Source organism: Streptomyces sp. NBC_01116 (assembly GCF_041435495.1).
Taxonomy (GTDB): domain Bacteria; phylum Actinomycetota; class Actinomycetes; order Streptomycetales; family Streptomycetaceae; genus Streptomyces.
Genome location: NZ_CP108644.1, coordinates 4,991,450 through 5,013,816 on the forward strand (window position 1 = coordinate 4,991,450; position 22,367 = coordinate 5,013,816).

Sequence of the window (22,367 nt, forward strand, 5' to 3'; positions counted from 1 at the left end):
ACCGAACCGAACCGACCCGGTCCGACCCGGTCCGCCCCGCACGGCCGGTGCGCCCGCTCAGCGGCCCCGGTACTCGGGCGACCGGCGCTCGACGAAGGACGCCACGCCCTCGGTGGCGTCGCGCGTGGTCATGTTGATCTCCTGGGCGGCGGCCTCCGCCGCGAACGCCGTGGCCCGGTCGCCGTCGAGCGAGGCGTTCACCAGCTGCTTGGTCAGGGCGAGGGCCCGGGTGGGGCCCACCGCCAGCCGGCCCGCCCACTCCTTGGCCAGGGCCTCCAACTCCCCGCCCGGGACGGTGCGGTTGACCAGGCCCAGCCGCTCCGCGTCCGCCGCAGGCAGCGCGTCCCCGAAGAACATCAGCTCCTTGGCGCGCTGCGGGCCCACCAGCCGGGGCAGGAGATACGCGCCGCCGCCGTCCGGTACGAGCCCCCGGCGTACGAAGACCTCGATGAACTTCGCCGTGTCGGCCGCCAGCACCAGGTCGCACGCGAACGCCAGATGCGCCCCGATCCCGGCCGCCGTCCCGTTGACGGCGGCGATCACCGGCTTCTCGCAGTCCAGCACGGCGGCGATCAGCCGCTGCGCGCCGAGCCGGATCGTCCGGGCGACGTCCCCGGGGACCCGCTCGCCCGCCGTGGCCGGGGCGCCGCGCAGGTCGGCGCCCGCGCAGAAGCCCCGGCCGGTGGCGGTGAGCACGACGGCCCGCACGGCGGGGTCGGCGGAGGCCTCGGCCAGCAGGCCGATGATCCGCTCCCGCTGGTCCCAGGTGACGGCGTTCATGGCCTCGGGCCGGTTGAGGGTGATCCACGAGACGCCGCCGTCGAGGGAGTGCAGGACCGTCGCGTCCCGGGAGGCGGTCCAGGGCCCGGCTTCGGTGGCGGCCTCCGTCGCGTCCCGGGGGGCGGCCCCGGCCTGGGGAGTGGTCTCTGCCCCGGCCCGGGGGGCGCCCCCGGCTTCGGGAGCGGCCCCCGCCGCCTCCCCGCTCACCGGCACACCGCCAGCGCGTCCAGGGCCACCGCGCCCTGCCCGCGCCCCAGCACCACCAGCGGGTTGATGTCCAGCTCGGTCAGGTCGTCGCCCAGCTCCAGGGCCATACGCTGCACCCGCAGCACCACTTCGACGAGGGCGTCCACATCGACGGGCGGCCCGCCGCGCACCCCCTCCAGCAGGGCCCGGCCGCGCAGCTCGCCGAGCATGTCCCGGGCGTCCCGCTCGCCGAACGGCGGCACCCGTACCGCCGCGTCGTGCAGCACCTCCACCAGGACGCCGCCGAGCCCCACGGTGACGGTCGGGCCGAAGAGCGCGTCGTGGGTCACCCCGACCATCATCTCGACGCCCCGGTCGATCATCTGGCAGACCAGGATGCCGTCCAGGTCCACGGACTCGTACCGGGCGATGTCGGTCAGCTCGCGGTAGGCGTCGCGGACCTGGCTGGCCGAGGTGAGGCCGACCTTCACCAGGCCCAGCTCCGTCTTGTGGGCGAGCCGGGGCCCGGAGGCCTTCATCACCACCGGGTAGCCGACCGGGCCCGCCGCCCGGACCGCCGCCGCCGCGCTGGTCACCAGCTGCTCGCGCGGCACCCGGATCCCGTACGCGCGCAGGAGCTGCTTCGCCGCGTGCTCGCTGAGCTGCTGCCCCGGCCGGAGCAGGCCCCGCGCCTTGCGGAAGGAGGGCGACGGGGTGCGCGGGGCGTCCTCGAAGGGGGAGCGGTAGCGGTCGGTGAAGCGGTGGTGGTCCAGATAGGCCTTCACGGCGGTGACGCAGTTGCGCGCCGTACGGAAGGTGGCGAGGCGGGAGGAGCCCAGCAGGGTGGTGCGGTAGGCGTCCTCGGTGCCGACGGGGGAGCCCCAGACGACGCAGACCAGCTTGTCGGTGGCCTCCGCCGCGTCCGCCAGGTCCTGGGCGAGCCGGTCGCTCATCGGCGGGAACGGGCCGGTGATCGGGCAGATCAGCACCCCGACCGACGGGTCCGCGAGGATCGCGTCGATGATCTTCCGGCCGCGCCAGTCGCCGACCGGGTGGCCGCCGTTGTCGATGGGGTTGGCGACGTTCAGGTAGTCGGGTATCCAGGTGTGCAGCTCGTCCTGCTTCTCCGGCGACAGCGCGGGCAGCGAGAGGCCCGCCGCCGTCGCCAGGTCCGCGAAGTGCGCGCCGGTGCCGCCGGAGATCGAGTACACGGCGACCCCCTCGGCCTGCGGCGGGCGGGCGCGGGCCAGCAGGGCCGCGGTGTCCTGGAGTTCGTCCAGGCCGTTCACCCGGATCACCCCGAACTGTCGCATCGCGGCGTCCACCACCTCGTCCGCCCCGGTCAGCTTGCCGGTGTGCGAGGCGGCGGTCCTGGCGCCGGCCTCCGTGCGGCCCACCTTCACGGCGACGACGGGGACCCCGGCGCGGGCGGCCCGGTCGGCGGCGAGCAGGAAGGCGCGGCCGTCCTTGAGCCCCTCGACGTAACAGGCGATGGCCCCGACCTCGGGGAGCTGGGCGAAGTACGCGAGGAAGTCGGCGGTCTCCAGATCGGCCTCGTTGCCCGTGGGGGCCCAGTGCGAGAGCCGGATGCCCAGCTCCTGGAGGGCGTGGATCGGGCGGCCCTGGTGTCCGGACTGGGTGATCAGGGCGATGGCGGGGCCCTGGAGGTCCTCCCGGAACCTCTCGAAGGCGTTCAGGTTGGTGTTCGGTCCGAGCAGGCGCAGGCCGGAGCGCTCCGCCGCCGCCGCCAGCCGGGCCTGGGCCTCCGCGCCCGCCTCCCCGGTCTCGGCGAACCCGGAGGCGAAGGCGACGGCGAAGGGCACCTTGGCCTCGCCCAGCTCCTCGATCACCGGGAGCGGGTCCGCGACCAGCAGGACCGCGAGGTCGACCGGCCCGGGCGCGTCGGCGACCGAGGGGAAGCACTCCCGGCCGAACACGGTCCGCCGGGTCGAGTGCACCGGGTGCAGCCGGGCCCCGACCCGGTCGGCCCAGGCGATGAGCTGCCGGGTGATGCCGGTGTTGGGGCGGCCCTCGGCGTCCGAGGCGCCGACGACGGCCACGGACCGGGGCCGGAAGAAGCGGTCCAGGTCGGGCACGGTCAGGTGCAGCGGTCGCCCGCTGACGTCGAGACCGCCCCGGGCCGAGGCCGTCGGCAGGCTGACGACGGCGGCGTGCGGCTCCTCGCCGCAGGCCACCACCCGGGCACGGAAGTCGGTGGTGAGGGTGCCGTGAGTCGATCCAAGCATCGTTCCGCCCACTCCTGCTCGATGGCCCACCGGTGAACTGGCAGGGCCGGCCGGTTAGCTGACACACTGTCAGTTTACTGAACTGACGCTGCGTCAGGAATGGGTGTGCAGGCAAAGGCTCCTGTGAGCGCCGGGTGACGGTGCGGCCGGAGCCGCGCGTGGTCACGGAGGGGCATGGCGTGGCGTAGGGTGGTGTTCACCGACGCGGGGTGGAGCAGCTCGGTAGCTCGCTGGGCTCATAACCCAGAGGTCGCAGGTTCAAATCCTGTCCCCGCTACTGAAGAACACGACCGAGGCCCGGATCCCTGTGGATCCGGGCCTCGGTCGTTCTCCCCGGCCGAACGCCGAGTGCCTCCTCCGCCGGACGCTCGGACATCCTTCCCGGTCACTGAGCCATGGGCGGGGGCCGCCCCGTCGGGCGAGGCTGAGGCCATGACTCAGACAGACACGACCTCCGCGCAGGAACCCGTACTCGTGATCGGCGGCACCGGCAAGACCGGCCGCCGGGTGGTGGCCCGGCTCCGTGAGCGGGGCGTGGAGACCCGGGCGGCCTCGCGGTCCGGCGACACCCTGTTCGACTGGGCGGACCTCACCACCTGGGCGGCAGCCCTGGACGGGGTCGCCACCGTCTACATCACCCCGCTCGACACCACGCCCTCCCCGACACCCGCCTTCGTCGAGCAGGCCGTCGCCGGCGGGGTGCGGCGGCTGGTGCTGCTTTCGGCCCGGGGCACGGACGTGCCCGGCTTCTTCGGCCCCGGTTACGAGGACGGCGGCCCGCACGGCGAGGGCGAGCGGGCCGTACGCGCCTCCGGGGTGACCTGGACGATCCTGCGGCCCGGCTGGTTCGCCCAGAACTTCAGCGAGGGCGTCTTCCTCGACGCCGTACTCGCCGGTGAACTGGCCCTGCCCACCGGGGACGGGAAGGCCGCGTTCGTGGACGCCGACGACATCGCGGAGGTGGCCGTCGCCGCGCTCACCGAGGACGGTCACGCGGGCCAGGAGTACGGCCTCTCGGGCCCCCGCGCCCTCGGCATGGACGAGGTCCTGGACGAGATCGCGAAGGAGACCGGGAAGCGCGCCGCGTACGTCCGCGTCGACACGGACGCCTTCCGGGCCGGGCTCGTCGCCCAGGGCTTCGAGGACGTGGAGGCCGGCCTCTGGACCGACGCGCTGCGCCCGATCACCACGAGCGCGGAGGCACCCGTCCTGGACGGGGTGCGCCGGGCGCTCGGCCGGGAGCCGCGCGACTTCGCCGCGTTCGTCCGGGACGCGGCGGCGCGGGGCGCCTGGGGCTGAGCCCGCGGGGCGCCGGGGTGAGGGCGGCCCGCCACGCCTTCACCCCGCCGCGCTTTCACCCCGCCGGGGCGGCTGTCTCCACCGGTCTGCCTTCACCCCGCCGGGGCGGCCGTCTCCACCGGTCCGGCGGCCGCGGCCGCGCGCCGGAACGCGGTCGGGCTCTCGCCGCGCAGCCGCTTGAACGCCGCGCTGAAACCGAACGCGTCCGCGTAGCCGACGCGCCGGGCCACGGCCGCCACCGTCAGCTCCGGGCGGGTCAGCAGGTCGGCCGCGAGCGTCATCCGCCAGGCGGTCAGATAGGCCACCGGGCCCTCCCCGACCAGCTCGGTGAACCGCTTCGCCAGGGTCGTCCGGGAGACACCCGCCCGGAGCGCCAGCTCCGCCGTCGTCCAGGGGTGCGCCGGGTCCTCGTGCATCGCCCGCAGCGCCGGCCCGGCCACCTGGTCGCCGAGCGCGCCGTACCACCCCGGAGGATCCGCCTCCGGCCGGTCGAACCAGTCGCGCAGCGTGCACACCAGCAACCAGTCCAGCAGCCGGTCGAGCACGATCTGCTCGCCCGGCCGTCCGCCGCCGATCTGCCCCTCCAGGAAGTCGCGCAGCGGCGCGCAGTCCTGCTCGTCGGGCACCACGAGGGCCGGCGGGAGCGCCTGCAGGAGCCGCTGGGGCACCTGCGCCCGTACGTCGTAGGTGGCCGCCAACAGCACGGTGGGGAAGCCGGAATCGGGGCCGGAGGCGGTGTCGGCGTCCGGACGGGAGCCGGGGCCGGGACCCCGGCCGGAGCCGGGCCCGGCTTCCGGTGCGGGTGCCGTGTCCGGGGCCGCGCCCCCGCCCACCGCGCGCACGCCGCCGCCCCGGCCCGCCCCCGTACCGTTCGCCGGGTCGTCGGTGAAGACGAACGGGGCCGGGCCGCGGACGATCGCCGCCTCTCCGACCCGCACCCGCAGCGGCTCGCCGCCCTCCGGCACGATCCACCCACCGCCCCGCATCGGCAGACAGAGGGTCAGATACGCCCCGTCGGTGAACCGCACCGACCACGGCGCGCGCAGCACCGAACGGCCGAACACCGCGCCACTGCCCCGCACGCCCCGCAACAGCTCGTCGAACACGTCCATGACGCAACTGTAGGCAGCGTCGCCCGCGTCCCGGACGCTCACCTATGCACGGCGTACGGATGCCCATGGGCCCGGCTGGGGCCGCCGCGGTGGACTGGGCCCATGACGACGAAGAGCACGCACCGCGTTCCGTCCGGGATCCTCGTCCTCGGGGCCACCGGCAAGACCGGCCGCCGGGTCGTGGACCGGCTGCGCGCGACCGGAACCACCACGGTCCGCCCCGCCTCCCGCTCCGGTGAGGTCCGGTTCGACTGGACCCTCCCCGACACCTGGGAGCCCGCCCTCGCCGGGGCGGAGGCCCTCTACCTCGTCGCGCCCGACGACCCGTCACCCGTGGGCGAGTTCGTGACCCGCGCCAAGGCCTCCGGGGTCCGCCGCTTCGTGGTCCTGTCCGGCCACGGCATCGAGCACGCGGGCGAGGACTTCGGCCGGGGCATGGTGGCGGCGGAGGACGCGGCCCGGGAGTCCGGGGCCGAGTGGACCCTCCTGCGCCCCAACAACTTCTTCCAGAACTTCGACGAGGACCTGTGGTGGGCCCCGCTCCGCGAGGGCCGTCTCGGGCTGCCGATCGGGGGCGTCCCCGAACCCTTCGTCGACGCCGACGACGTGGCGGCGGTCGCGGCGGCCGTCCTGACCGAGGACGGCCACGCGGGCCGCACGTACACCCTCTCCGGCCCCCGCGCCCTCACCTTCGCCGAGGCCGCGGAGACCATCGCCCGCGCGGCCGGGCGGCCCGTCCGCTACGAGGAGCTGACCGCGGAGGCGTACCGCGCCGAACTCCTCGGCCAGGGATGGCCGGAGGCCGCGGCCGACTCCCTGGGCGCGATGTTCGCCCTGCACCGCGCGGGCCGTACGGCCGAGGTGACCGACGGTGTCCGCCAGGTGCTCGGCCGGGAGGCCGCCGACCTGGAACCGTGGGCGCGGCGCATCGCGGCCACGGGGGTGTGGGCGTAGGCCCGGCCCACCCGGCCGGGCCCACGCCCGGTCCGCCCGGTCCGGGCCTGCGCCCGGCCGACCGGTTACGCGAACTGCCCCACCTGATAGCCGCCGGCCGGCTGCTGGAGGATGACGTTGAGCCGGTTGAAGGTGTTGATCAGCGCGATCAGCGAGACCAGGGCGAGGAGCGGCTCCTCGTCGTAGTGCTTGGCGGCGTTCGCCCAGACGTCGTCCGGGACCCCGCCCGCCGCGTCCGCGATGCGGGTGCCCTGCTCGGTCAGCTCCAGCGCCGCCCGCTCGGCTTCGGTGAAGACGGTCGCCTCCCGCCAGGCGGCGATCAGGTTGAGCCGCAGCGAGGTCTCCCCGGCCGCGGCGGCCTCCTTGGTGTGCATGTCCAGGCAGCCGCCGCAGCCGTTGATCTGGCTCGCGCGGATCTTCACCAGCTCCTGCGTCGCCGCGGGCAGCGCCGTGTCCTCGACGATCCTGCCCGCCGAGACCAGGTGCTTCACGAGCTTGCCGGTGACCGGGCTGGCGAAGGCGTTGAGTCGGGCGTTCATGGTGTGCTCCCTCTGCTGTCGTCGCTGGCTGCACACACAGGACGGAACAGGCCCCCGGGGATGTGACATCCGGGGGTCGGGAGTGACCGGCGTCACCCGGAGCGCGGTGCGGGAGGCCGCTCACGCCCCGGGCAGGGGATCCAGTTCCGCCAGGGCGGTCTCGGCACGCGCGGCGTGGGCGGCGTGCCCCGACGTACGGCTCTTGGCCCGTGCCCGGTTCAGATGGCGCCTGGCGGCGTCCCGGTCGCCGCGCAGACGCGCGGCGTGTCCCAGCCCGATCTCGGCGCGGATCTCGCCCGCGCCGTAGGCACGCTCGGCCGACACGGACAGCGCGCGCCCGTACAGCTCCGTAGCCCGCTCGGCGCGGCCGTCCGCCAGCGCGGTCCTGCCGAGCCAGGTCAGCGCCTCGACGACCTCGGTCCACAGGCCGAGCTCCTCGGCCATGTGCAGACCTTCCCGGTGCAGCCGCTCCGCCCGTACGCCGTCACCTCCGCGTTCGGCAGCGAGCGCCAGGGCCCGGGTGGCCCGCAGCCGGCCCCAGCGGTCGCCGGCCTCCGCGAACAGCGCGGCGCCCAGCTCCGCGGACGCCTCCCCGCCCGGGGCGTGGCTCGCGAGCTCGACCAGTGCCGCGGCCTCGCCCCAGTGGTCCCGGGCGGCGCGCGCGCCGGCCAGCCCCGCCTCCACCAGCCGCCGCCCCTCGCGGTGGTGGCCGCCGCCGGTCAGCCCGGTGCCGACGAACCACTGCAACCGGGCTCTCAGCACGGGGTCCTCGACGCCGGCGGTGGGGTCGTCGCGCGCCGGGGCCGCCGCCGTACCGGCCACCGAGGTGCGCAGCTCGATACCGGCCAGCCAGGCCCGTGCCGCCGCGCGCGCGGCGGGGGCTGCCTCGCCCCCGGCGGCCAGCGCCGTCCGGAGCGACCTGCGGGCCTCGGTGAGACGGCCGCGCAGGAACCAGTACCACGCCTGCGCGTTCACCAGCCGCACCGCGTGTCCGGCGGTGTCCCGGGCGACCGCGAGATCCAGGGCACGGCGCAGGTTGACGGTCTCCGCGTCGAGGCGCTCCAGGCAGCGCCGCTGGTCCGGGCCGCGCAGCCGCTCGTTCTCCCGCTCGGCCAGCTCGGTGCAGTGGGTGACGAACCGGGCGCGTACGGCGGTCTCCTCGCCGGCCTCCACCAGCCGCTCGGCGCCGTAGGCGGCCACGGATTCGAGCAGCCGGAACCGGTCTCCCTCACGGACCACCAGCGAGCGGTCCACCAGCCGGGACAGCAGGTCGGGAATCCGCCCGGTGCCCAGGCCGGCGTCGGCGCAGACCGCCTGGGCGGACGCCATGACGCAGCCGTCGGCGTGCACGACCAGACGCCGCAGCACGGTGCGCTCGTCCTCGGTCAGCAACTGCCAGCTCCAGTCGAGCATGCCCCGCAACGTCCGCTGGCGGTCGGGGAGTCCGCGTACCCGGACGTCGGGCCGGGCGAACCGGTCGTCCAGCCGGGCGGCCAGCTCCTGCGGGCTCAGCGTCCGCAGCCGGGACGCCACGAGTTCCAGGGCGAGCGGAATGCCGTCGAGGCGGCGGCAGATGGTGGCGACGGCCTCCGCGTTGCCCGCGTCGAGGACGAAGCCGGGGGCCGCCGCCGTGGCCCGCTGCACGAACAGCTCGACGGCGCCGGACCGGGCGATCGCCGCTGGATCGACGTGCTCCGGCAGCGTCAGCGGCGGTACCGCGTGCACCGCCTCGCCGGGGATGTCGAGCGGTTCCTGGCTGGTGAGCAGGAGGTGTGCCGAGGGCACGGCCGACAGCACGGCGCCCGCGAGCACGGCGACCGGCTCGACGAGGTGCTCGCAGTTGTCCAGCAGGATCAGCAGCTTCCGGTCGGCCACCGCCCGGCACAGCCAGCCCACCAGATCGTCCAGATCCGGCTCCGTCGCCGCGGTGTCGCACAACCCCAGCGTCGTGATGACCCGTTCGGCGATGTCGTCCGGGGCCGACGTGACGCCCAGGCCCGCCAGTTCGACCAGCCACACGCCGTCGGCGAACCGGCCGGACGCCTCGCGCGCCGCGGCGAGGGCCAGCCGTGTCTTGCCCACTCCGCCGAGACCGGTGAGGGTGACGAGACGGGTGTCCGCGCCGGGGTCCAGCCGGGCCAGGACCTGACCGGCCGCCTCACGCCGGCCGATCAGCGGGGTCAGCGGGGCGGGCAGGTTGGTACGGCACGACAGCGATCCGACCGCGGGTGTGGCCAGTTCCGTCTCCTGGCGCAGGATCGCCTCGTGCAGCGCGGAGGCTTCCGGACCGGGCGACGCTCCCAGCTCCTCGGCCAGCTCCCGCCGCAGGTCCTGGAAGCTCCGCAGGGCGTCGCCCTGCCGCCCGGCCCGGTACAGGGCGCGCATATGGGCCATGCGCAGCCGCTCGCGCAGCGGGTGGCGCCCCACCAGCGCTCCCAGCTCCGCCGCCAGCGCCGTGTGCTCGCCCACGGCGAGACGCGCCTCGGCGTGCTCCTCGACGACAGCGAGGCGCAGCTCCTCCAGCCGGGTGATCTCGCCGCGGGCGAACAGGGACTCGGCCACATCGGCGTAGGCCGGGCCCCGCCACAGCGCGAGCGCTTCGGCGAACAGGCCGGCCTTCACCGCAGGCTCCCGGTGGGCGCGGGCGCGCTCGGCCAGCTCCTCGAACTCCAGGGCGTCGACCGTGCCGACCACGTCGTTCCTGTGAGCGCTGTGAGCGCTGTGAGTGCCGTGAGTGCTGTGAGGTCCGTCGGTGCTGTGAGTGCCGTGAGGCCCGTCGGTGCCGTCGGTGCTGTCGTTCCCGTTGGTGCCGTTGATCCTGTTGTCCGCGCCGTCCGTGAGCAGCAGCCGGTAGCCGGCGGGCTCGCGGACCACCCGCTCCCGGCCCAGTACCCGGCGCAGCTGGGAGACCTTGGTCTGGAGCGTGTTGGCCGACCCGCCCGGCGGGTCGTTCGCCCACAGGTCCTCGATCAGGCGGTCCGCCGGCACCGGTCCGCCGCCGTGGACGAGCAGATCCGCCAGCAGGGCGCGGACCTTCGCTTCGGGAACCCTGACCGGCCGCCCCTCGGCGTCCCAGACGGCCAGCGGGCCGAGCACCCCGTAGCGCATGACCGGAGTCTCCCCGTAACGCATGACCGGAGTCTAAGGGCTGTCCCGGCGACCCTCAGGAAACCGTGCGCGGAGGTCGGCATCGTGGCGCGTGCTCGTTGCCGGGAAGCGAAACGCAGGGGAGTTCCATGACCACAACGACCGTACGCGGAGCGGGTGCCCGGGAGTGGGGCGGACTGGCCGTCCTCTCCTTGCCCACCGTGCTCCTGGGCCTCGACGTCACCGTGCTGTACCTGGCCCTCCCCTCGCTGGCGGAGGACCTGTTGCCGTCCGGCGCCCAGGAGCTGTGGATCATGGACGCCTACGGCTTCCTGATCGCCGGCTTCCTGCTCACCATGGGCACGCTGGGGGACCGGATCGGCCGTCGCAGGCTGCTGATGATCGGGGCCGCGGCGTTCGGAATCGTCTCGGTGGCGGCGGCCTGGTCCACCAGCGCCGAGCTGCTCATCGTCGCGCGTGCGGCCCTGGGGATCGCCGGGGCCACGCTGATGCCGTCCACGCTGGCCCTGATCAGCAACATGTTCGCCGACCAGCGTCAGCGCTCCCTGGCCATCGGCGTCTGGGCGACGAGCTTCGCGCTCGGCATGGCGCTCGGGCCGGTGGTCGGCGGGGTGATGCTGGACCGCTTCTGGTGGGGTTCGGTCTTCCTCCTCGCGGTCCCGGTCGCGATCGTGCTGCTGGTGGCCGCTCCGGTCCTGATCCCCGAGTACCGGGCGCCGCGGAGCGGCCGGTTCGACCTGCTCGGCGTCGCGCTGTCGCTGACCGCGATCCTGCCGGTGGTCTACGCGGTGAAGCGGTTCGCCGGGGACGGCTTCGACGTGCCCACGATCGCCGCCGCGCTGATCGGCGCGGTCTTCGCGGTGCTGTTCGTCCGCCGCCAGGCGGGGCTGGCGAACCCGTTGCTGGACGTGGGCCTGTTCGCCGACCGCACGTTCAGCGCCGCGCTGAGCGTGCTGCTCGTGGGCCTCGTCGGGGTCGGCGGCTCGATGCTGCTGATCACCCAGCAGCTCCAGTTCGTCGAGGGGTTGCCTCCCGTCGAGGCGGGCCTGTGGATGGGGCCGCCGGCCCTGCTGATGTTCCTGGCGGCGATCGGGTCGCCCCTGGTCGCCCGCCGGGTGCCGCCGGGCATCGTGGTGGCGGCCACCCTGGCGCTGTCCACGGTCGGGTACGTGCTGCTCGCCCTGGTGGACGCCTCGGACGGCCTCACGTTGATGGTGGTCGGTTTCGGTCTCGTCTACCTCGGGCTCGGGGCGATCGCGGCCCTGGGCACGGACCTGGTGGTCGGCGCCGCGCCTGCGGAGAAGGCGGGCTCGGCCTCGGCGATGTCGGAGACCGTGCAGGAGCTGGGCCTCGCCCTGGGCGTGGCGGTCCTGGGCAGCCTGGCCACCGCGGTCTACCGCGACCGGGTCGACGACACCCTGCCCGCCGGCGTCCCGTCCGAGGTGGCCGACGTCGCGGGCGACAGCCTCGCCGGCGCGGTCTCCTCGGCGCAGCGGATGCCCGCCGGCTGGCTCGACCACGCCAAGGAGGCGGCGACCTCCGGGATGAACACCGCGATGATCGTCGCCGCGGCGTGCACCCTGCTGCTCTCGTTCCTGTCCGCCGTCGTGCTGCGGCGCGTCGGCGTCATCGGAGGCGACGCGCCGGAAAGCGATACGCCGGAGAGCGACGGGGACGCCTCGGAGACGGGCAGGGGCGTCTCGGAGACGGGCGGGGAGGACCCGGAGACCGACGGAGAGGGTCCGGAGACCGACGGGGTCAGTGCGACGCCCGGGCCACCCTCTTCGCGATCTTCTCGGCGTCCAGGGCCATTTCGCGGAGCATCCCGCTGATCGGGTTGGTGAAGCCGGTGAAGTAGAGCCCCGGGGCGCCCTTCGGCGAGCGTCCGCCGTGGGCGACCGGGCGGCCCCGCCCGTCCAGGACGTCCAGGTGACCGAGCAGGGGCTCCAGCGCGCGGTCGTAGCCGGTGGCGGCGATGACGGCATCCGGGGTGAGACGGGTGCCGTCGGCCAGGACCACCGTGTCCCTGTCGAAGGAGGCGACCGTCGCCACCGGGGTGACCGCCCCGGTCCTGACCGCGTCGATCAACCCCACGTCCTGGACCGGGATCGCGCCCTGGCGGACCCGGGAGTACAGGCCGGTGTCGGGGCGGGGGAGGCCCTGGGCGGCCAGGTCGGGCACGGCTATCCGGCACATCACGGCCCCCGCGCGGTCGACGAGCCGCACCGGGAGGCGGCGGACCAGGATGCCGGTGGCCTGGGCCGGCCAGCCCGCGGTGGAGCGGCGGACGATGTGCGGGACCGTGCGGACCGCGATACGCACCCGGGACGCGCCGCCCTCCGCGAGGTCCGCGGCGATCTCCGCGCCCGTGTTGCCGATGCCGACGACCAGGACGTCCCGGCCGGTGTACGGGGCCGGGGCGCGGTACTGCGCGGCGTGCAGCAGTTCGCCCGTGAACGTGTCGCGGCCCGGCCAGTCGGGGATGCGCGGGGTGTGGTTGAAGCCGGTCGCGACGACCACCGCGCGGCCCCGCAGGACCCGCCCGCCCGTCGCCGTGAGCTGCCAGTCGCCGGAGCCGTCGGGGGCCCGGTCGATCCTGGTCACCTCGACGCCGGTGACCACTTCGAGCCCGTGGTGCTCGGTGTACTTCTCCAGATACCGCACCACGTCGTCCCGGCCCACCCACCGCCCGAACCTGCGCGGCATCCTCAGCCCCGGCAGCGCCGACCAGCGGCGGGTCGTGTGCAGGTGCAGCCGGTCGTAGTGGCCGCGCCAGGACGCGCCGACCCGGTCCGACTTCTCCAGGACCACGGCCCGTACGCCCCGGGCGCGCAGGGCGGCGGCGGTGGCGAGGCCTCCTGGGCCGCCGCCGATGACGTAGACGGGACGGACGTCCGTACGGTCGGTGAGGGCGGCGGCGTCACGGCCTGCGGGGGACGGGCTGTTGGGCATGGTTCGGAGCGTAATCGTCCGCTCTGTTGATGGGTCTCGGTCAAGAGGGAAATCGATTGCGAATTGATCACGGACCGGGGGCCGGCCGATCGCGCGCCGGGGTGCGGGCGCGGGCCGGGGCGGTCAGGGGCGCTGCCGGCGCCGGTCGCGGCGCCCCCACAGGCTCCCGGCACGTGCCACGCTTCCTTCCTCTTGCGCCGGGCCCGCATGTCCGCTGAACTGACGTACCGTCAGAAACTTTTCACCGGAGGCCCGATGCAGACGATCTGGCTCAGCGGCGCGGAGTGGCTCGCCGTCCTGCGCATAGGCCTCGGCCTGTGGTGGCTGGAGAGCTGGCGGCACAAGGACAAGAAGGGCTGGTTCGAGCGCGGCACGGGCATCGCCTGGGCGGCGGACGTCGCGGGCAAGCACCGCTGGGGCGTGGTGCGCACGGGCTTCCGGCGGGTCGTCGAACCGCGCCCGAAGGCGATGGCGTACCTCGTCGTCTACGCGGAACTGGCCCTGGGCCTGGGCCTGGTGACGGGATTCCTCACCCCGGTCGCCCTGGCCGCCGGCCTCCTCCTCAACCTGCTCTACCTGGTCCTGATGATCCACGACTGGGCCGAGCAGGGGCAGAACGCGATGATGGCGCTGATCTCCCTGGTGGCCCTGTTCGCGATGGCCTGGCAGACCTGGTCCCTGGACTCCGCCCTCGGGCTCTTCCCGTGACCCCGCGGCGCGCGGCGGCCCCGCGCTTCGACCTCCCCGAACCGGACGCCTTCACCCGCCCCTACTGGGACGCGGCGGCGGAGGGGCGCCTGCTCCTGCGCCGCTGCGGCGGATGCGGCCGGGCCCATCACTACCCGCGCGAGTTCTGCCCGTACTGCTGGAGCGAGGACGTCGGCTGGGAGCGCGCGAGCGGGGAGGCGACCCTCTACACGTGGTCCGTCGTCCACCGCAACGACCTTCCGCCCTTCGGCTCCCGCGTCCCGTACGTCGCGGCCGTCGTCGACCTCGCCGAGGGCCCCCGGATGATGACGGAGGTCGTGGAGTGCGCGCACGCCGACCTCCGGATCGGGATGGGGCTGACGGTCACGTTCCGGGGCGGGAGCGGCCGCGGGGGTGGGGGCGCGGAAGCGGAGGGCGGCGGCGAAGCCGTGGCGGTCTTCCGGCCCCGGCGGTGACCTCCGGGCGCGCCGGGTCCCTCGGGCGGGGGAGGGCGCCGAGTGTCTTTCGAAGTAGTTCCCCGTCATGGGCGCCGGCTGCGCCGGAGGGAAGGCCGCCCGCCACCGTGACCACCGCCACCACCATCGACGTCAGCGGCTGATCACAGCCCCGGCGCGCCCCACACCGGGAACCACCGCGACAGGTCCTTCTCCACCCGGAGGTCGTCCCCGAGGACGCCCCGCACCTGGAGCTCCAGCTGGTTGTCCCGCTTCTCGGCGTCTCCGGGGAGCGGGGCGAACGGATAGAACGTGCCGCGCTTGTAGAGGTACACCAGGGCCAGGGACCGGCTCTCCGCGCCCTCCGCGCCCCGGAAGCCGATCAGGGAGCAGAGCAGCTGCGGGCCGAAGCCGCCGTCCTGGAGCAGGGTGTTGACCGCGTGGAGGTCGTTGACCAGGGCGGCGGAGTCGTCGGCCGGGTGGCGGGCGAGCAGCCAGGTGTAGCCGTACGCGTCCCGGCTGAACTCCACCGGGATGCCGCCGCGCTCCGTGTCCGCGTCCAGCAGTTCGCGTACGTCATCCTGGAGCCGGGCGAAGCCACCGCCCTCCACGCCCGCGAAGCAGACCGATCCCAGGCCGGTCGGTGTGAAGCCGGCGGCGGCCTGGAGGGTGAGGGCGGCGGAGGGGACGGCGAAGAGCTGGTCGAGGTCGGGACGGACCGGTTTGCTCCGGCCGAGGATCGCGTCGAGCAGGCCCACGGGTGTGACTCCTCACGGTTCTCTACTGCGTGCTCAGCGGGACAGGTCGGCGGAGATGCGGGACAGCTGGTCCAGGCGCTGCTCCAGCGTCGGGTGGGAGGAGAACAGCCGGCCCAGGCTCTCCTTCGCGGAGAACGCCGGCACGAAGTAGAAGGCGTTGTACGGCTCCGCCTTCCGCAGGTCCTCGGTCGGGATGCGGGCCATCTGCCCGCTGACCTTCGTGAGGGCGGAGGCGAGCGCGGAGGGCCGGCCGGTGAGCAGGGCGGCGGCCCGGTCGGCGGACAGCTCGCGGTAGCGGGAGAGCAGCCGGGTCAGCAGGAAGCTGATGGCGTACACGACGGCGCTGATCAGCGGGATCAGCAGCAGGAGGATGCCCGCCGGATCGTTGCCCGGCCTGCTGCGGGCGAAGCCGCCCCACAGGGCGATACGGGTGACGATGCCCGCCAGCACGCCGAGGAACGAGGCGATCGTCATGACGGCCACGTCCCGGTGCGCGACGTGCGACATCTCGTGGGCGAGGACGCCCTCCAGCTCCTCCGGCTCCAGTCTGCGCAGCAGGCCCGTCGTCGCGCAGACCAGGGCCGTCCTCTCGCTCCGGCCGGTGGCGAACGCGTTCGGTACGTCGCTCTCGGCGATGGCCACCTTGGGCTTCGGCATGTCCGCCAGCGCACAGATCCGGTCGATGGTGCCGTGCAGTTCGGGGGCCTGCTCGGGGGTGACCTCGCGGGCCCCCATGCCGTACGCGGCGATGCGGTCGCTGAACCAGAACTGGGCGATGAACAGACCGCCCGTGATGACCAGGATGACCGGCCAGGAACCCCGCAGGGCCGCGAGGAGCACGCCCACGAAGACGACGTAGAGCAGACCGATCAGGAACATGGTGGTGACCATGCGACCGGTCAGGCCCCGGTCGGGGGCGTAGCGCGAACGGGCTCGTGGCATCGGTGCCTCCCAACAGCTCACCTCTTACCTGACTCCCATAGTGCCCCTTTGCGGTGAGAACGGGATAAAAGTGCTGTCTACACCGGCCTGCGCGCGTCCGCACGGGCCCGAGCTGCTCCGGCCGTGGCCGTCCGCCCGGGGCCGCCCGCGCCGGTCACGGCCAGAGCAGCTCGCGCGCCCAGCCGCCGTCGTCCTGGCGCCGGTAGCGCAGCCGGATGTGCCGGCGCCGGGCGTCGCCCTGGAAGAACTCGGCCTCGGCCGGCTCGACCACGTACCGGGCCCAGGTCGGAGCCTCCGTGTCCGGTTCCGCCCGCGCCCGGTCCCAGGCCGCGTCCGCCGCCCGGTGCAGCTCCGCCACGGAGCCCACGACCTCGCTCTGCGCCCCGGTCAGCGCGGCGGCGAGCGCCCCGGTGGACCGGGCGTGCAGGTCGGCGTGGCTCTCGGCGGGCGTGCAGCGGACGACGGGGCCCCGGATCCGTACCTGCCGGCCCTGCGCGGGCCAGTAGAAACCGAGCGCGGCGTACGGGCGGGCGGCGAGCTGGTGGCCCTTGGCGCTGGTGGCGTGGGTGGCGAAGTGGAAGCCGCGCCCGTCGGCGTCGTGGAGGAGCAGCGTGCGTACGTCGGGCAGCCCCTCGGCGTCGGCCGTGGCGAGGCTCATCGCGTGCGGCTCGGCCTGCCCGGCGGCCACGGCCTCGGCGAACCAGGTGTGGAAGAGGGGGACCGGGGCGGGCGGGGCCGACGCGGGATCGAAGGACGGCAGCTCGGTGTCCCAGACGCGCTGGGCGTGCAGGAGGCCGTGGAAACCGGTGGAGGGGGGCGCGGCGGCCGCGCTGTCGTCGGTCATGAGGGCCATTGGACCCCACGGGCGCACCCGGGTGCACGGGAGCATGCCGCGTCCGCGCCCGGCCGCTCACCCCCGCCCCAGCACCACCGTCCCCGACGAGCAGAACCAGCCGCCCGTCCCGGAGGCCACCGCCAGCTCCGGGCGCCCGCCCCCGGGCCGGCGCACCTGGCGTTCGCCGGCCTCGCCGCGCAGTTGCCGTACCGCTTCCACCAGCAGGAACAGCCCTCGCATCCCGGGATGGCAGGCGGACAGGCCGCCGCCGTCCGTGTTCACCGGAAGCTCGCCGCGCAGCCCGGTGCGGCCCTTCTCGACGAACGCGCCGCCCTCGCCCTTCGCGCAGAAACCCAGGTCCTCCAGGGTCACCAGTGTCATGTACGTGAACGCGTCGTAGATCTCGGCCAGGTCGATGTCGGCGGGCCGCACCCCGGCCCGTTCGAAGGCGAGGCGGCCGGAGACGGCGGCGGGGGAGACCGTGAAGTCCTCCCACTCGGACATCGTGGCGTGCGAGACGTGCTCCCCGGTCCCCAGGATCCAGACGGGCGCCTTCGCCGTGTCGGGTACGTACTCCTCGGCGGCCAGCAGCACCGCGCAGCCCCCGTCGCTGCGGATGCAGCAGTGCAGCTTGGTGAACGGGTCCGCGATCATCGGGCCGGAGAGGACGTCGTCGACCGTGATCGGGTCCCGGAACATCGCCTCCGGGTTCGCCGCCGCGTTCGCCCGCGCCGTCACCGCCACCTCGGCGAGCTGCTCCAACGTCGTGCCGTACGCGTGCATGTGGCGGCGGGCGGCCATGGCGTACTTGGCGATCAGCGAGTGACCGTACGGCACTTCGAACTGCGAAGGCCCACGCGCCCCGAACGACAGGTTGGACGTGCGGCGGCCCGCCTTGATGTCGGCCCGGGCCGTCGATCCGTACACCAGGAGCACGGCACGGGCCCGGCCCGCGGCGATGGCGTCCGCCGCGTGGGCGGCCATCACCTCCCAGGTGGCGCCGCCCACCGCCGTGGAGTCGACCCAGGTGGGCCGCAGCCCCAGATACTCGGCCACCTCCACCGGGGCGAGCGTCCCGAGCCCCGCCGAGGCGAAGCCGTCGACGACCGAGCGGTCGAGGCCGGAGTCGGCGAGCGCGCGGCGGGCGGCCTGGGCGTGCAGGGCGTACGGCGTGGCGTCGTCGACGCGGCCGCAGTCCGCGAGCGCCACGCCGACGACGGCGACCTTGCGCGGACGGCGGGAGGCTGCCGGGGCGGGGGAATCCGGGTCTGAGGCCATAAATCTGACGGTACATCAGATAGTGGTGGTCGCCGCAACCGTCCGCACACGACCGCTTCCGCCGTCCGGGTGCGTGCGGGACCCTGGGAATTCCCGCCCCCCGCACCTAACATGACGACTCGTCAGATGTGGGGCCGGCTTCTTCGGCCCCTGGGTGGAAGGAGCCCGCAGATGGACGCCGCCTTCACCGCGGAACAGCACGAGATCCGCCGCACCCTGCGCGAACTGCTCGCCCGGAGCGCCGCCCCCGACGCGATCCCCGCCGCCGTGCGCACCGCCGAGGGTTACGACCCGGCCCTGTGGCGCAGCCTCGCCGGGGATCTCGGGCTGCCGGGCCTCGCGCTCGCGGAGGAGTACGGCGGGGCCGGGTGCACGGTGACCGAGCTGGCCCTCGCCTGCGAGGAGACCGGGAGGGCGCTGCTGCCCACACCGCTGCTCGCCACCGCCGCCCTCGCCGCACCCCTGATCGCCGCTCTCGGCACCCCGGACCAGCGGGCCGCCCTGCTGCCCCGGATCGCCGCGGGAACCCTGACCGCCGCCCTGGCCGTCCCCGGCGGCTCCCTCGCCACCGCCCTCGGCCTCACCGGCGACAACGCCGACGGAGCCTGGGCGGGCGGCGGCCGGGCCGGCGGCATCCAGGCCCGCGGACCCGGGGAGGGCGGTGACCGACGGCTCTACGGGGAGGCGGACCGGGTCCTGGACGGGCACAGCGCGGGCCTGCTCCTGGTCGCCGCCCACGCGGGGGGCTACCCGCGCAGCCGTACGCTCCTGTTCCTGGTCGACGCCGGAGCGGCGGGGCTGGCGCGCACCCGGCTCACCGCGCTCGACGAGACCCGCCCGCTGGCCCGCGTCGAGCTGCGCGACACCCCGGCCGAGCTCCTCGGTGCGGACGACACCGCCGACGCGGCCGCCGCGCTCGCCGCCGCCGGGCGCACGGCCGCCGCGATCCTCGCCGCCGAAGCGGTCGGGACGGCGGCGAGCGCCCTGGAGCGCACCGTGGAGTACGTGAAGGCGCGCGAGCAGTTCGGCAGGGCGGTCGGTTCGTTCCAGGCCGTCAAGCACCGCCTGGCCGACCTGTACGTACGGGTCGAGGCGGCCCGGTCCGCCGCGTACCACGCCGCCCGGGACCCGGAGGCCGGGCCCCTCGCGCTCGCCCAGGCCCTGGAGGCGGCCCGGATCACCACCGGTGAGGCCATCCAGCTGCACGGCGGCATCGGCTTCACCTGGGAGCACGAGGCGCACCGGTATCTCAAGCGGGCGGCGGGCGACGAACTGCTCTTCGGCCCGGTCCACCGGCTGCGCGACCAGGCGGCGCGGCGGGCCGGACTCTTCGGGACGGCCGCCGCGTCCCGGCCGCCCGTCGGCGTCGCGTACGGGGCGGGCGTCTGATGGGCCACTCCCACTCCCCCTCCGACCCCGATCCCCGCCCCCACTCCCACCCCCGCACCCCTGCCCCCGCCGCCCGTGGTGTGCGCCTGGTCCAGAAGGTCTCCGCGACCCGCGCCTTCGGACGGATCGCCCCGCACGTGGTCCCCGCCCTGGACCGGGCCGTGCACCGGCTCACCCGGGGAAAGGTGCTGCTCAGCGCCCGGATGCTGCCGGGGCTCGTCCTCACGGTGCCGGGGGCGCGCACGGGCCGGCCGAGGACCACGCCGCTGGCCTGCATGCCGGAGGGCGAGGTGGAGGGCAGCTGGATCCTGGTCGGCAGCAACTTCGGGCGCCCGGGTCACCCGGCCTGGACCGCGAATCTGCTGGCCCACGGGGGCGAGGCCGTCGTGAACTGGCGCGGCCGGGACATCCCGGTGCGCGCGAGCCTGCTGGAGGGTGAGGACCGGGAGCGGGTGTGGGAGGCCGCACTCGCGTTCTGGCCGCCGTACGCGGCGTACCAGCGGCGGCTGGAGCGGCAGATCCGGCTGTTCCGGCTGGAGAGGCGGTAGCGGGCGCAAGCGGACGGTAGTGGGTGGAAGCGGGCGTTAGCGGGCGGTGCGCCCGGATGGGCCCGTCCCGTTCCTCCGGGAACGCCGACGGCGGGCCACCCGCAGGGGTTCGTGGGTGGTCCGCCGTCGGTGAGACAGGACGTGGGGCGTCCGGGTGGGCGGGTGCCCGCCCGGGGGTGAGGGGCGTCCGGGACCGGTGGGCCTCCCGCGCTCCGGACCGCTTACTTCGTCGGCTTCTTGCCGGTGATGCCGAGATGCACCAACAGGGCCAGGTTGGGACGTAGTTCGGCCTGCTTCACACCCCAGGTGGTGAAACCCTTCTGGTGCGAGGCGACCGCGGCCAGCATCGCCACCAGGGAGCCCGCCATCGCCGCCGGGCTGACGTCCTTGTCGACCTTGCCCTTGCTCTGGAGCTCCTTCACGGAATCCGTGAGGGAGTTGGTGACCGAGTTCAGGATCTTCATGCGGATCTTGTAGAACCGCTTGTCCCCCTCGGCCGCGCCGAGGTCGATCACGCGGAGGATCGCGTCGTTGTGGCGCCAGAAGTCGAGGAACCCCTCGACGAGTTGTTCGGAGGTCGTCCAGCCGGCCTTGCCGACCCAGGAGCGCCCGGCGACCAGTTCGGTCAGTCCGGCGCCCTCCTTGGCGACTTCCTCGGCGATTTCGAGGACGGCGCCCTCCACATCGGGGAAGTACTGGTAGAAAGTCGCGGGTGAAGTCCCGGCCTTCCGGGCGACGTCGATGACTTTGACGTCCCGGTACGGCGAGGAGCTGAGCATCTCGCTGAGGCAGTCGAGCAGCTTCTGCCGCGTCGCCTGACCGCGTCGACCGGCCACGCGGCCATCGACGGTGCGTACTTGTCCTGTCATGCCGTCAGCTTACCGAGGGGTGATGGGAGCGCGATTCGGCCGACTGCAAATGGGGAACGTCGCAGGACCGGCGGGGTGTGCGGCGGTGATGAGCGGCGGTTTTCGGCCGGGGTGCGAGAGGCGTCGGAGCCCGGATGCGGGCACGGCGCGCGGGCCGGGGGGCGGGCCGGGCGTGGGCCGGGGTGCGGGCCGGAGTAAATGTTATCAACAGCCTGTGGACAACTTCGGTGGACAACTTTCGTCCACATGGTGAGCGTGCCTTCACTAATCGGTCAAAGGTTCCCTTTAGGTGTGTCCAAGGCGCGCGGGGTTGGGTGCGACGTTACGTTGACTGTGACGGGCGTCACTGCTACGGAAGGACCCGGTCCCATGGCCCCATTCGCGCATTCCGCGCCGTGCTGGGCGGACGTGCAGCTCTCCGACCTCGAAGCGGGCAAGCGCTTCTACGGCGGGCTCTTCGGCTGGACCTTCCGGGCGGGCGACGGCATGCCCTTCGCGGACGCGCTCAGCGACGGCCGCCTGGTCGCCGGCCTCGCCGCGAAGAAGGACGGCCGGATGCCCACGGCCTGGGGCGTCTACTTCGCCACCGACGACATCCGGGCCACCGTCGCCGCGATCCGCGAGCACGGCGGCCAGATCATCACCGACCCGGTACGGGCGGGGCGTGCCGGGATCGTGGCGGAGGCGGCCGACCCCGGGGGCGCCGTCTTCGGGCTCTGGCAGCCGGAGGAACGCGCGGGCTTCGAGAAGCGGAACGACCCCGCCTCCTTCTGCTGGACCGAGGTCTACACCCGGCAGCCGGACCGGGTGGACCCCTTCTACGAGAAGGTCTTCGGCTTCCGCGGCACCGACCTGGACGAGGCGGGCCACGACATCTCCGGCGACTCCGAGGCGCTGGTCGACTTCCGGTTGTGGTCCCCCGGGGGCACCGAACCGGGCCCGGACACCGCGGTCGGCGGCCGCAGCGTCATCACGGACGCGTTCCCGGCCGAGATGCCGAGCTACTTCCTCGTCTACTTCGCCGTCGCCGACTGCGACGCCGCCGCCGAACTCGCCGTACAGCTCGGCGGCCGGGTGGTCCAGCCGCCCTTCGACATCCCCTCCGGGCGGATGGCCGTGCTGCACGACGACCAGGGGGCCGCCTTCGCCGTACTGGAGCCCGGCGAGCCGCGACCGTAGGAAAGCCGGGTTCCCCCCGACCTCCCCGTCTCCTCTGCCCTCCGCACCCTTTCCGCACCCCTTCCCGTATCCCGATGTGGGGGGATACCGCCCGAAGTGACATGAGACACCCTCATCCGCACCCGGGTTCGCAACCGGGGCGCGGGACAGGAAGAATCGGGGTGCGTACCGCCAGGTGATGTCCAGTGGTGAGACCCTGCACAGGGCGCGCTGCGCAGGGCGGATTCGACCGGGCGGTAATTCGCGGACTT

At 74.4% G+C, this 22,367-nt stretch carries 19 protein-coding genes and 1 tRNA gene; 9 read left to right on the forward strand and 11 right to left on the reverse strand.

The window, feature by feature from the left end; all coding sequences use genetic code 11:
• Positions 1 to 57: 57 nt before the first annotated feature.
• Entirely contained in the window at positions 58 to 993 is a 936-nt protein-coding gene (locus OG245_RS21900) for an enoyl-CoA hydratase/isomerase family protein (RefSeq protein ID WP_371625184.1), read from the reverse strand.
• On the reverse strand, positions 984 to 3,212 hold the full coding sequence (locus OG245_RS21905) for an acetate--CoA ligase family protein (RefSeq protein WP_371625185.1): 2,229 nt from the start codon (positions 3,210 to 3,212) through the stop codon (positions 984 to 986). The genes OG245_RS21900 and OG245_RS21905 overlap by 10 nt, the downstream gene beginning before the upstream one ends.
• A 203-nt stretch (positions 3,213 to 3,415) precedes the next feature.
• Here OG245_RS21905 and OG245_RS21910 point away from each other — a divergent pair.
• A tRNA-Met gene (locus OG245_RS21910) sits at positions 3,416 to 3,489 on the forward strand.
• A 155-nt stretch (positions 3,490 to 3,644) separates the two neighbouring features.
• A complete protein-coding gene (locus OG245_RS21915; protein WP_371625186.1) occupies positions 3,645 to 4,511 on the forward strand; it encodes an NAD(P)H-binding protein in 867 nt (288 codons plus the stop codon).
• A gap of 92 nt (positions 4,512 to 4,603) precedes the next feature.
• Here the strand turns inward: OG245_RS21915 and OG245_RS21920 are convergent, their stop codons facing one another.
• A complete protein-coding gene (locus OG245_RS21920; RefSeq protein ID WP_371625187.1) occupies positions 4,604 to 5,623 on the reverse strand; it encodes an AraC family transcriptional regulator in 1,020 nt (339 codons plus the stop codon).
• Between the two features lie 102 nt (positions 5,624 to 5,725).
• Between OG245_RS21920 and OG245_RS21925 the strand changes: the two genes are divergently transcribed.
• The gene (locus OG245_RS21925; RefSeq protein WP_371625188.1) at positions 5,726 to 6,577 is read left to right on the forward strand and encodes an NAD(P)H-binding protein; all 852 of its coding nucleotides are present in this window, start codon (positions 5,726 to 5,728) and stop codon (positions 6,575 to 6,577) included.
• 65 nt (positions 6,578 to 6,642) lie between these two features.
• On the opposite strand, the gene OG245_RS21930 is transcribed toward OG245_RS21925, so the two are convergent.
• Both OG245_RS21930 and OG245_RS21935 read right to left on the reverse strand, forming a co-directional pair.
• Entirely contained in the window at positions 6,643 to 7,116 is a 474-nt protein-coding gene (locus OG245_RS21930; RefSeq protein WP_371625189.1) for a carboxymuconolactone decarboxylase family protein, read from the reverse strand.
• A 120-nt stretch (positions 7,117 to 7,236) separates the two neighbouring features.
• Positions 7,237 to 10,224, reverse strand: coding sequence for a BTAD domain-containing putative transcriptional regulator (locus tag OG245_RS21935; protein ID WP_371627948.1), 2,988 nt, complete (start codon positions 10,222 to 10,224; stop codon positions 7,237 to 7,239).
• A 128-nt stretch (positions 10,225 to 10,352) separates the two neighbouring features.
• On the opposite strand from OG245_RS21935, the gene OG245_RS21940 reads away from it, so the two are divergent.
• The gene (locus OG245_RS21940; RefSeq protein WP_371625190.1) at positions 10,353 to 12,056 is read left to right on the forward strand and encodes an MFS transporter; all 1,704 of its coding nucleotides are present in this window, start codon (positions 10,353 to 10,355) and stop codon (positions 12,054 to 12,056) included.
• Here the strand turns inward: OG245_RS21940 and OG245_RS21945 are convergent.
• Positions 11,983 to 13,176 carry a flavin-containing monooxygenase gene (locus OG245_RS21945; RefSeq protein WP_371625191.1) on the reverse strand — a complete coding sequence of 398 codons (1,194 nt, stop codon included), beginning with the start codon at positions 13,174 to 13,176 and terminating at the stop codon, positions 11,983 to 11,985. The two genes, OG245_RS21940 and OG245_RS21945, sit on opposite strands and share 74 nt — an antisense overlap.
• A 255-nt stretch (positions 13,177 to 13,431) precedes the next feature.
• Between OG245_RS21945 and OG245_RS21950 the strand changes: the two genes are divergently transcribed.
• Both OG245_RS21950 and OG245_RS21955 read left to right on the forward strand, forming a co-directional pair.
• On the forward strand, positions 13,432 to 13,884 hold the full coding sequence (locus OG245_RS21950; RefSeq protein ID WP_371625192.1) for a DoxX family protein: 453 nt from the start codon (positions 13,432 to 13,434) through the stop codon (positions 13,882 to 13,884).
• Positions 13,881 to 14,339, forward strand: a complete 459-nt coding sequence (locus OG245_RS21955) for a Zn-ribbon domain-containing OB-fold protein (protein ID WP_371625193.1) — start codon at positions 13,881 to 13,883, stop codon at positions 14,337 to 14,339. Before OG245_RS21950 ends, OG245_RS21955 begins: the two co-directional genes overlap by 4 nt.
• 143 nt (positions 14,340 to 14,482) lie before the next feature.
• Here the strand turns inward: OG245_RS21955 and OG245_RS21960 are convergent, their stop codons facing one another.
• The 4 genes from OG245_RS21960 to OG245_RS21975 all read right to left on the reverse strand — a co-directional run bounded on the left by OG245_RS21960 (position 14,483) and on the right by OG245_RS21975 (position 18,131).
• The gene (locus OG245_RS21960; protein ID WP_371625194.1) at positions 14,483 to 15,076 is read right to left on the reverse strand and encodes a hypothetical protein; all 594 of its coding nucleotides are present in this window, start codon (positions 15,074 to 15,076) and stop codon (positions 14,483 to 14,485) included.
• A 33-nt stretch (positions 15,077 to 15,109) separates the two neighbouring features.
• Positions 15,110 to 16,018, reverse strand: a complete 909-nt coding sequence (gene htpX / locus OG245_RS21965; protein ID WP_371625195.1) for a zinc metalloprotease HtpX — start codon at positions 16,016 to 16,018, stop codon at positions 15,110 to 15,112.
• A gap of 154 nt (positions 16,019 to 16,172) precedes the next feature.
• Positions 16,173 to 16,862: a pyridoxal 5'-phosphate synthase gene (locus OG245_RS21970; protein ID WP_371625196.1), complete on the reverse strand. Its 690-nt coding sequence runs from the start codon at positions 16,860 to 16,862 to the stop codon at positions 16,173 to 16,175.
• 66 nt (positions 16,863 to 16,928) lie between these two features.
• Positions 16,929 to 18,131: an acetyl-CoA acetyltransferase gene (locus tag OG245_RS21975; RefSeq protein WP_371625197.1), complete on the reverse strand. Its 1,203-nt coding sequence runs from the start codon at positions 18,129 to 18,131 to the stop codon at positions 16,929 to 16,931.
• Between the two features lie 171 nt (positions 18,132 to 18,302).
• Here OG245_RS21975 and OG245_RS21980 point away from each other — a divergent pair, with 171 nt between their 5' ends.
• Together OG245_RS21980 and OG245_RS21985 are read left to right on the forward strand one after the other, a co-directional pair.
• On the forward strand, positions 18,303 to 19,520 hold the full coding sequence (locus OG245_RS21980) for an acyl-CoA dehydrogenase family protein (protein WP_371625198.1): 1,218 nt from the start codon (positions 18,303 to 18,305) through the stop codon (positions 19,518 to 19,520).
• Positions 19,520 to 20,068: a nitroreductase family deazaflavin-dependent oxidoreductase gene (locus OG245_RS21985; protein WP_371625199.1), complete on the forward strand. Its 549-nt coding sequence runs from the start codon at positions 19,520 to 19,522 to the stop codon at positions 20,066 to 20,068. The genes OG245_RS21980 and OG245_RS21985 overlap by 1 nt, the downstream gene beginning before the upstream one ends.
• 221 nt (positions 20,069 to 20,289) lie before the next feature.
• On the opposite strand, the gene OG245_RS21990 is transcribed toward OG245_RS21985, so the two are convergent.
• Entirely contained in the window at positions 20,290 to 20,937 is a 648-nt protein-coding gene (locus OG245_RS21990; RefSeq protein WP_006126763.1) for a TetR family transcriptional regulator, read from the reverse strand.
• A 369-nt stretch (positions 20,938 to 21,306) separates the two neighbouring features.
• Between OG245_RS21990 and OG245_RS21995 the strand changes: the two genes are divergently transcribed.
• Entirely contained in the window at positions 21,307 to 22,116 is an 810-nt protein-coding gene (locus OG245_RS21995) for a VOC family protein (protein ID WP_371625200.1), read from the forward strand.
• Positions 22,117 to 22,367: the final 251 nt, after the last annotated feature.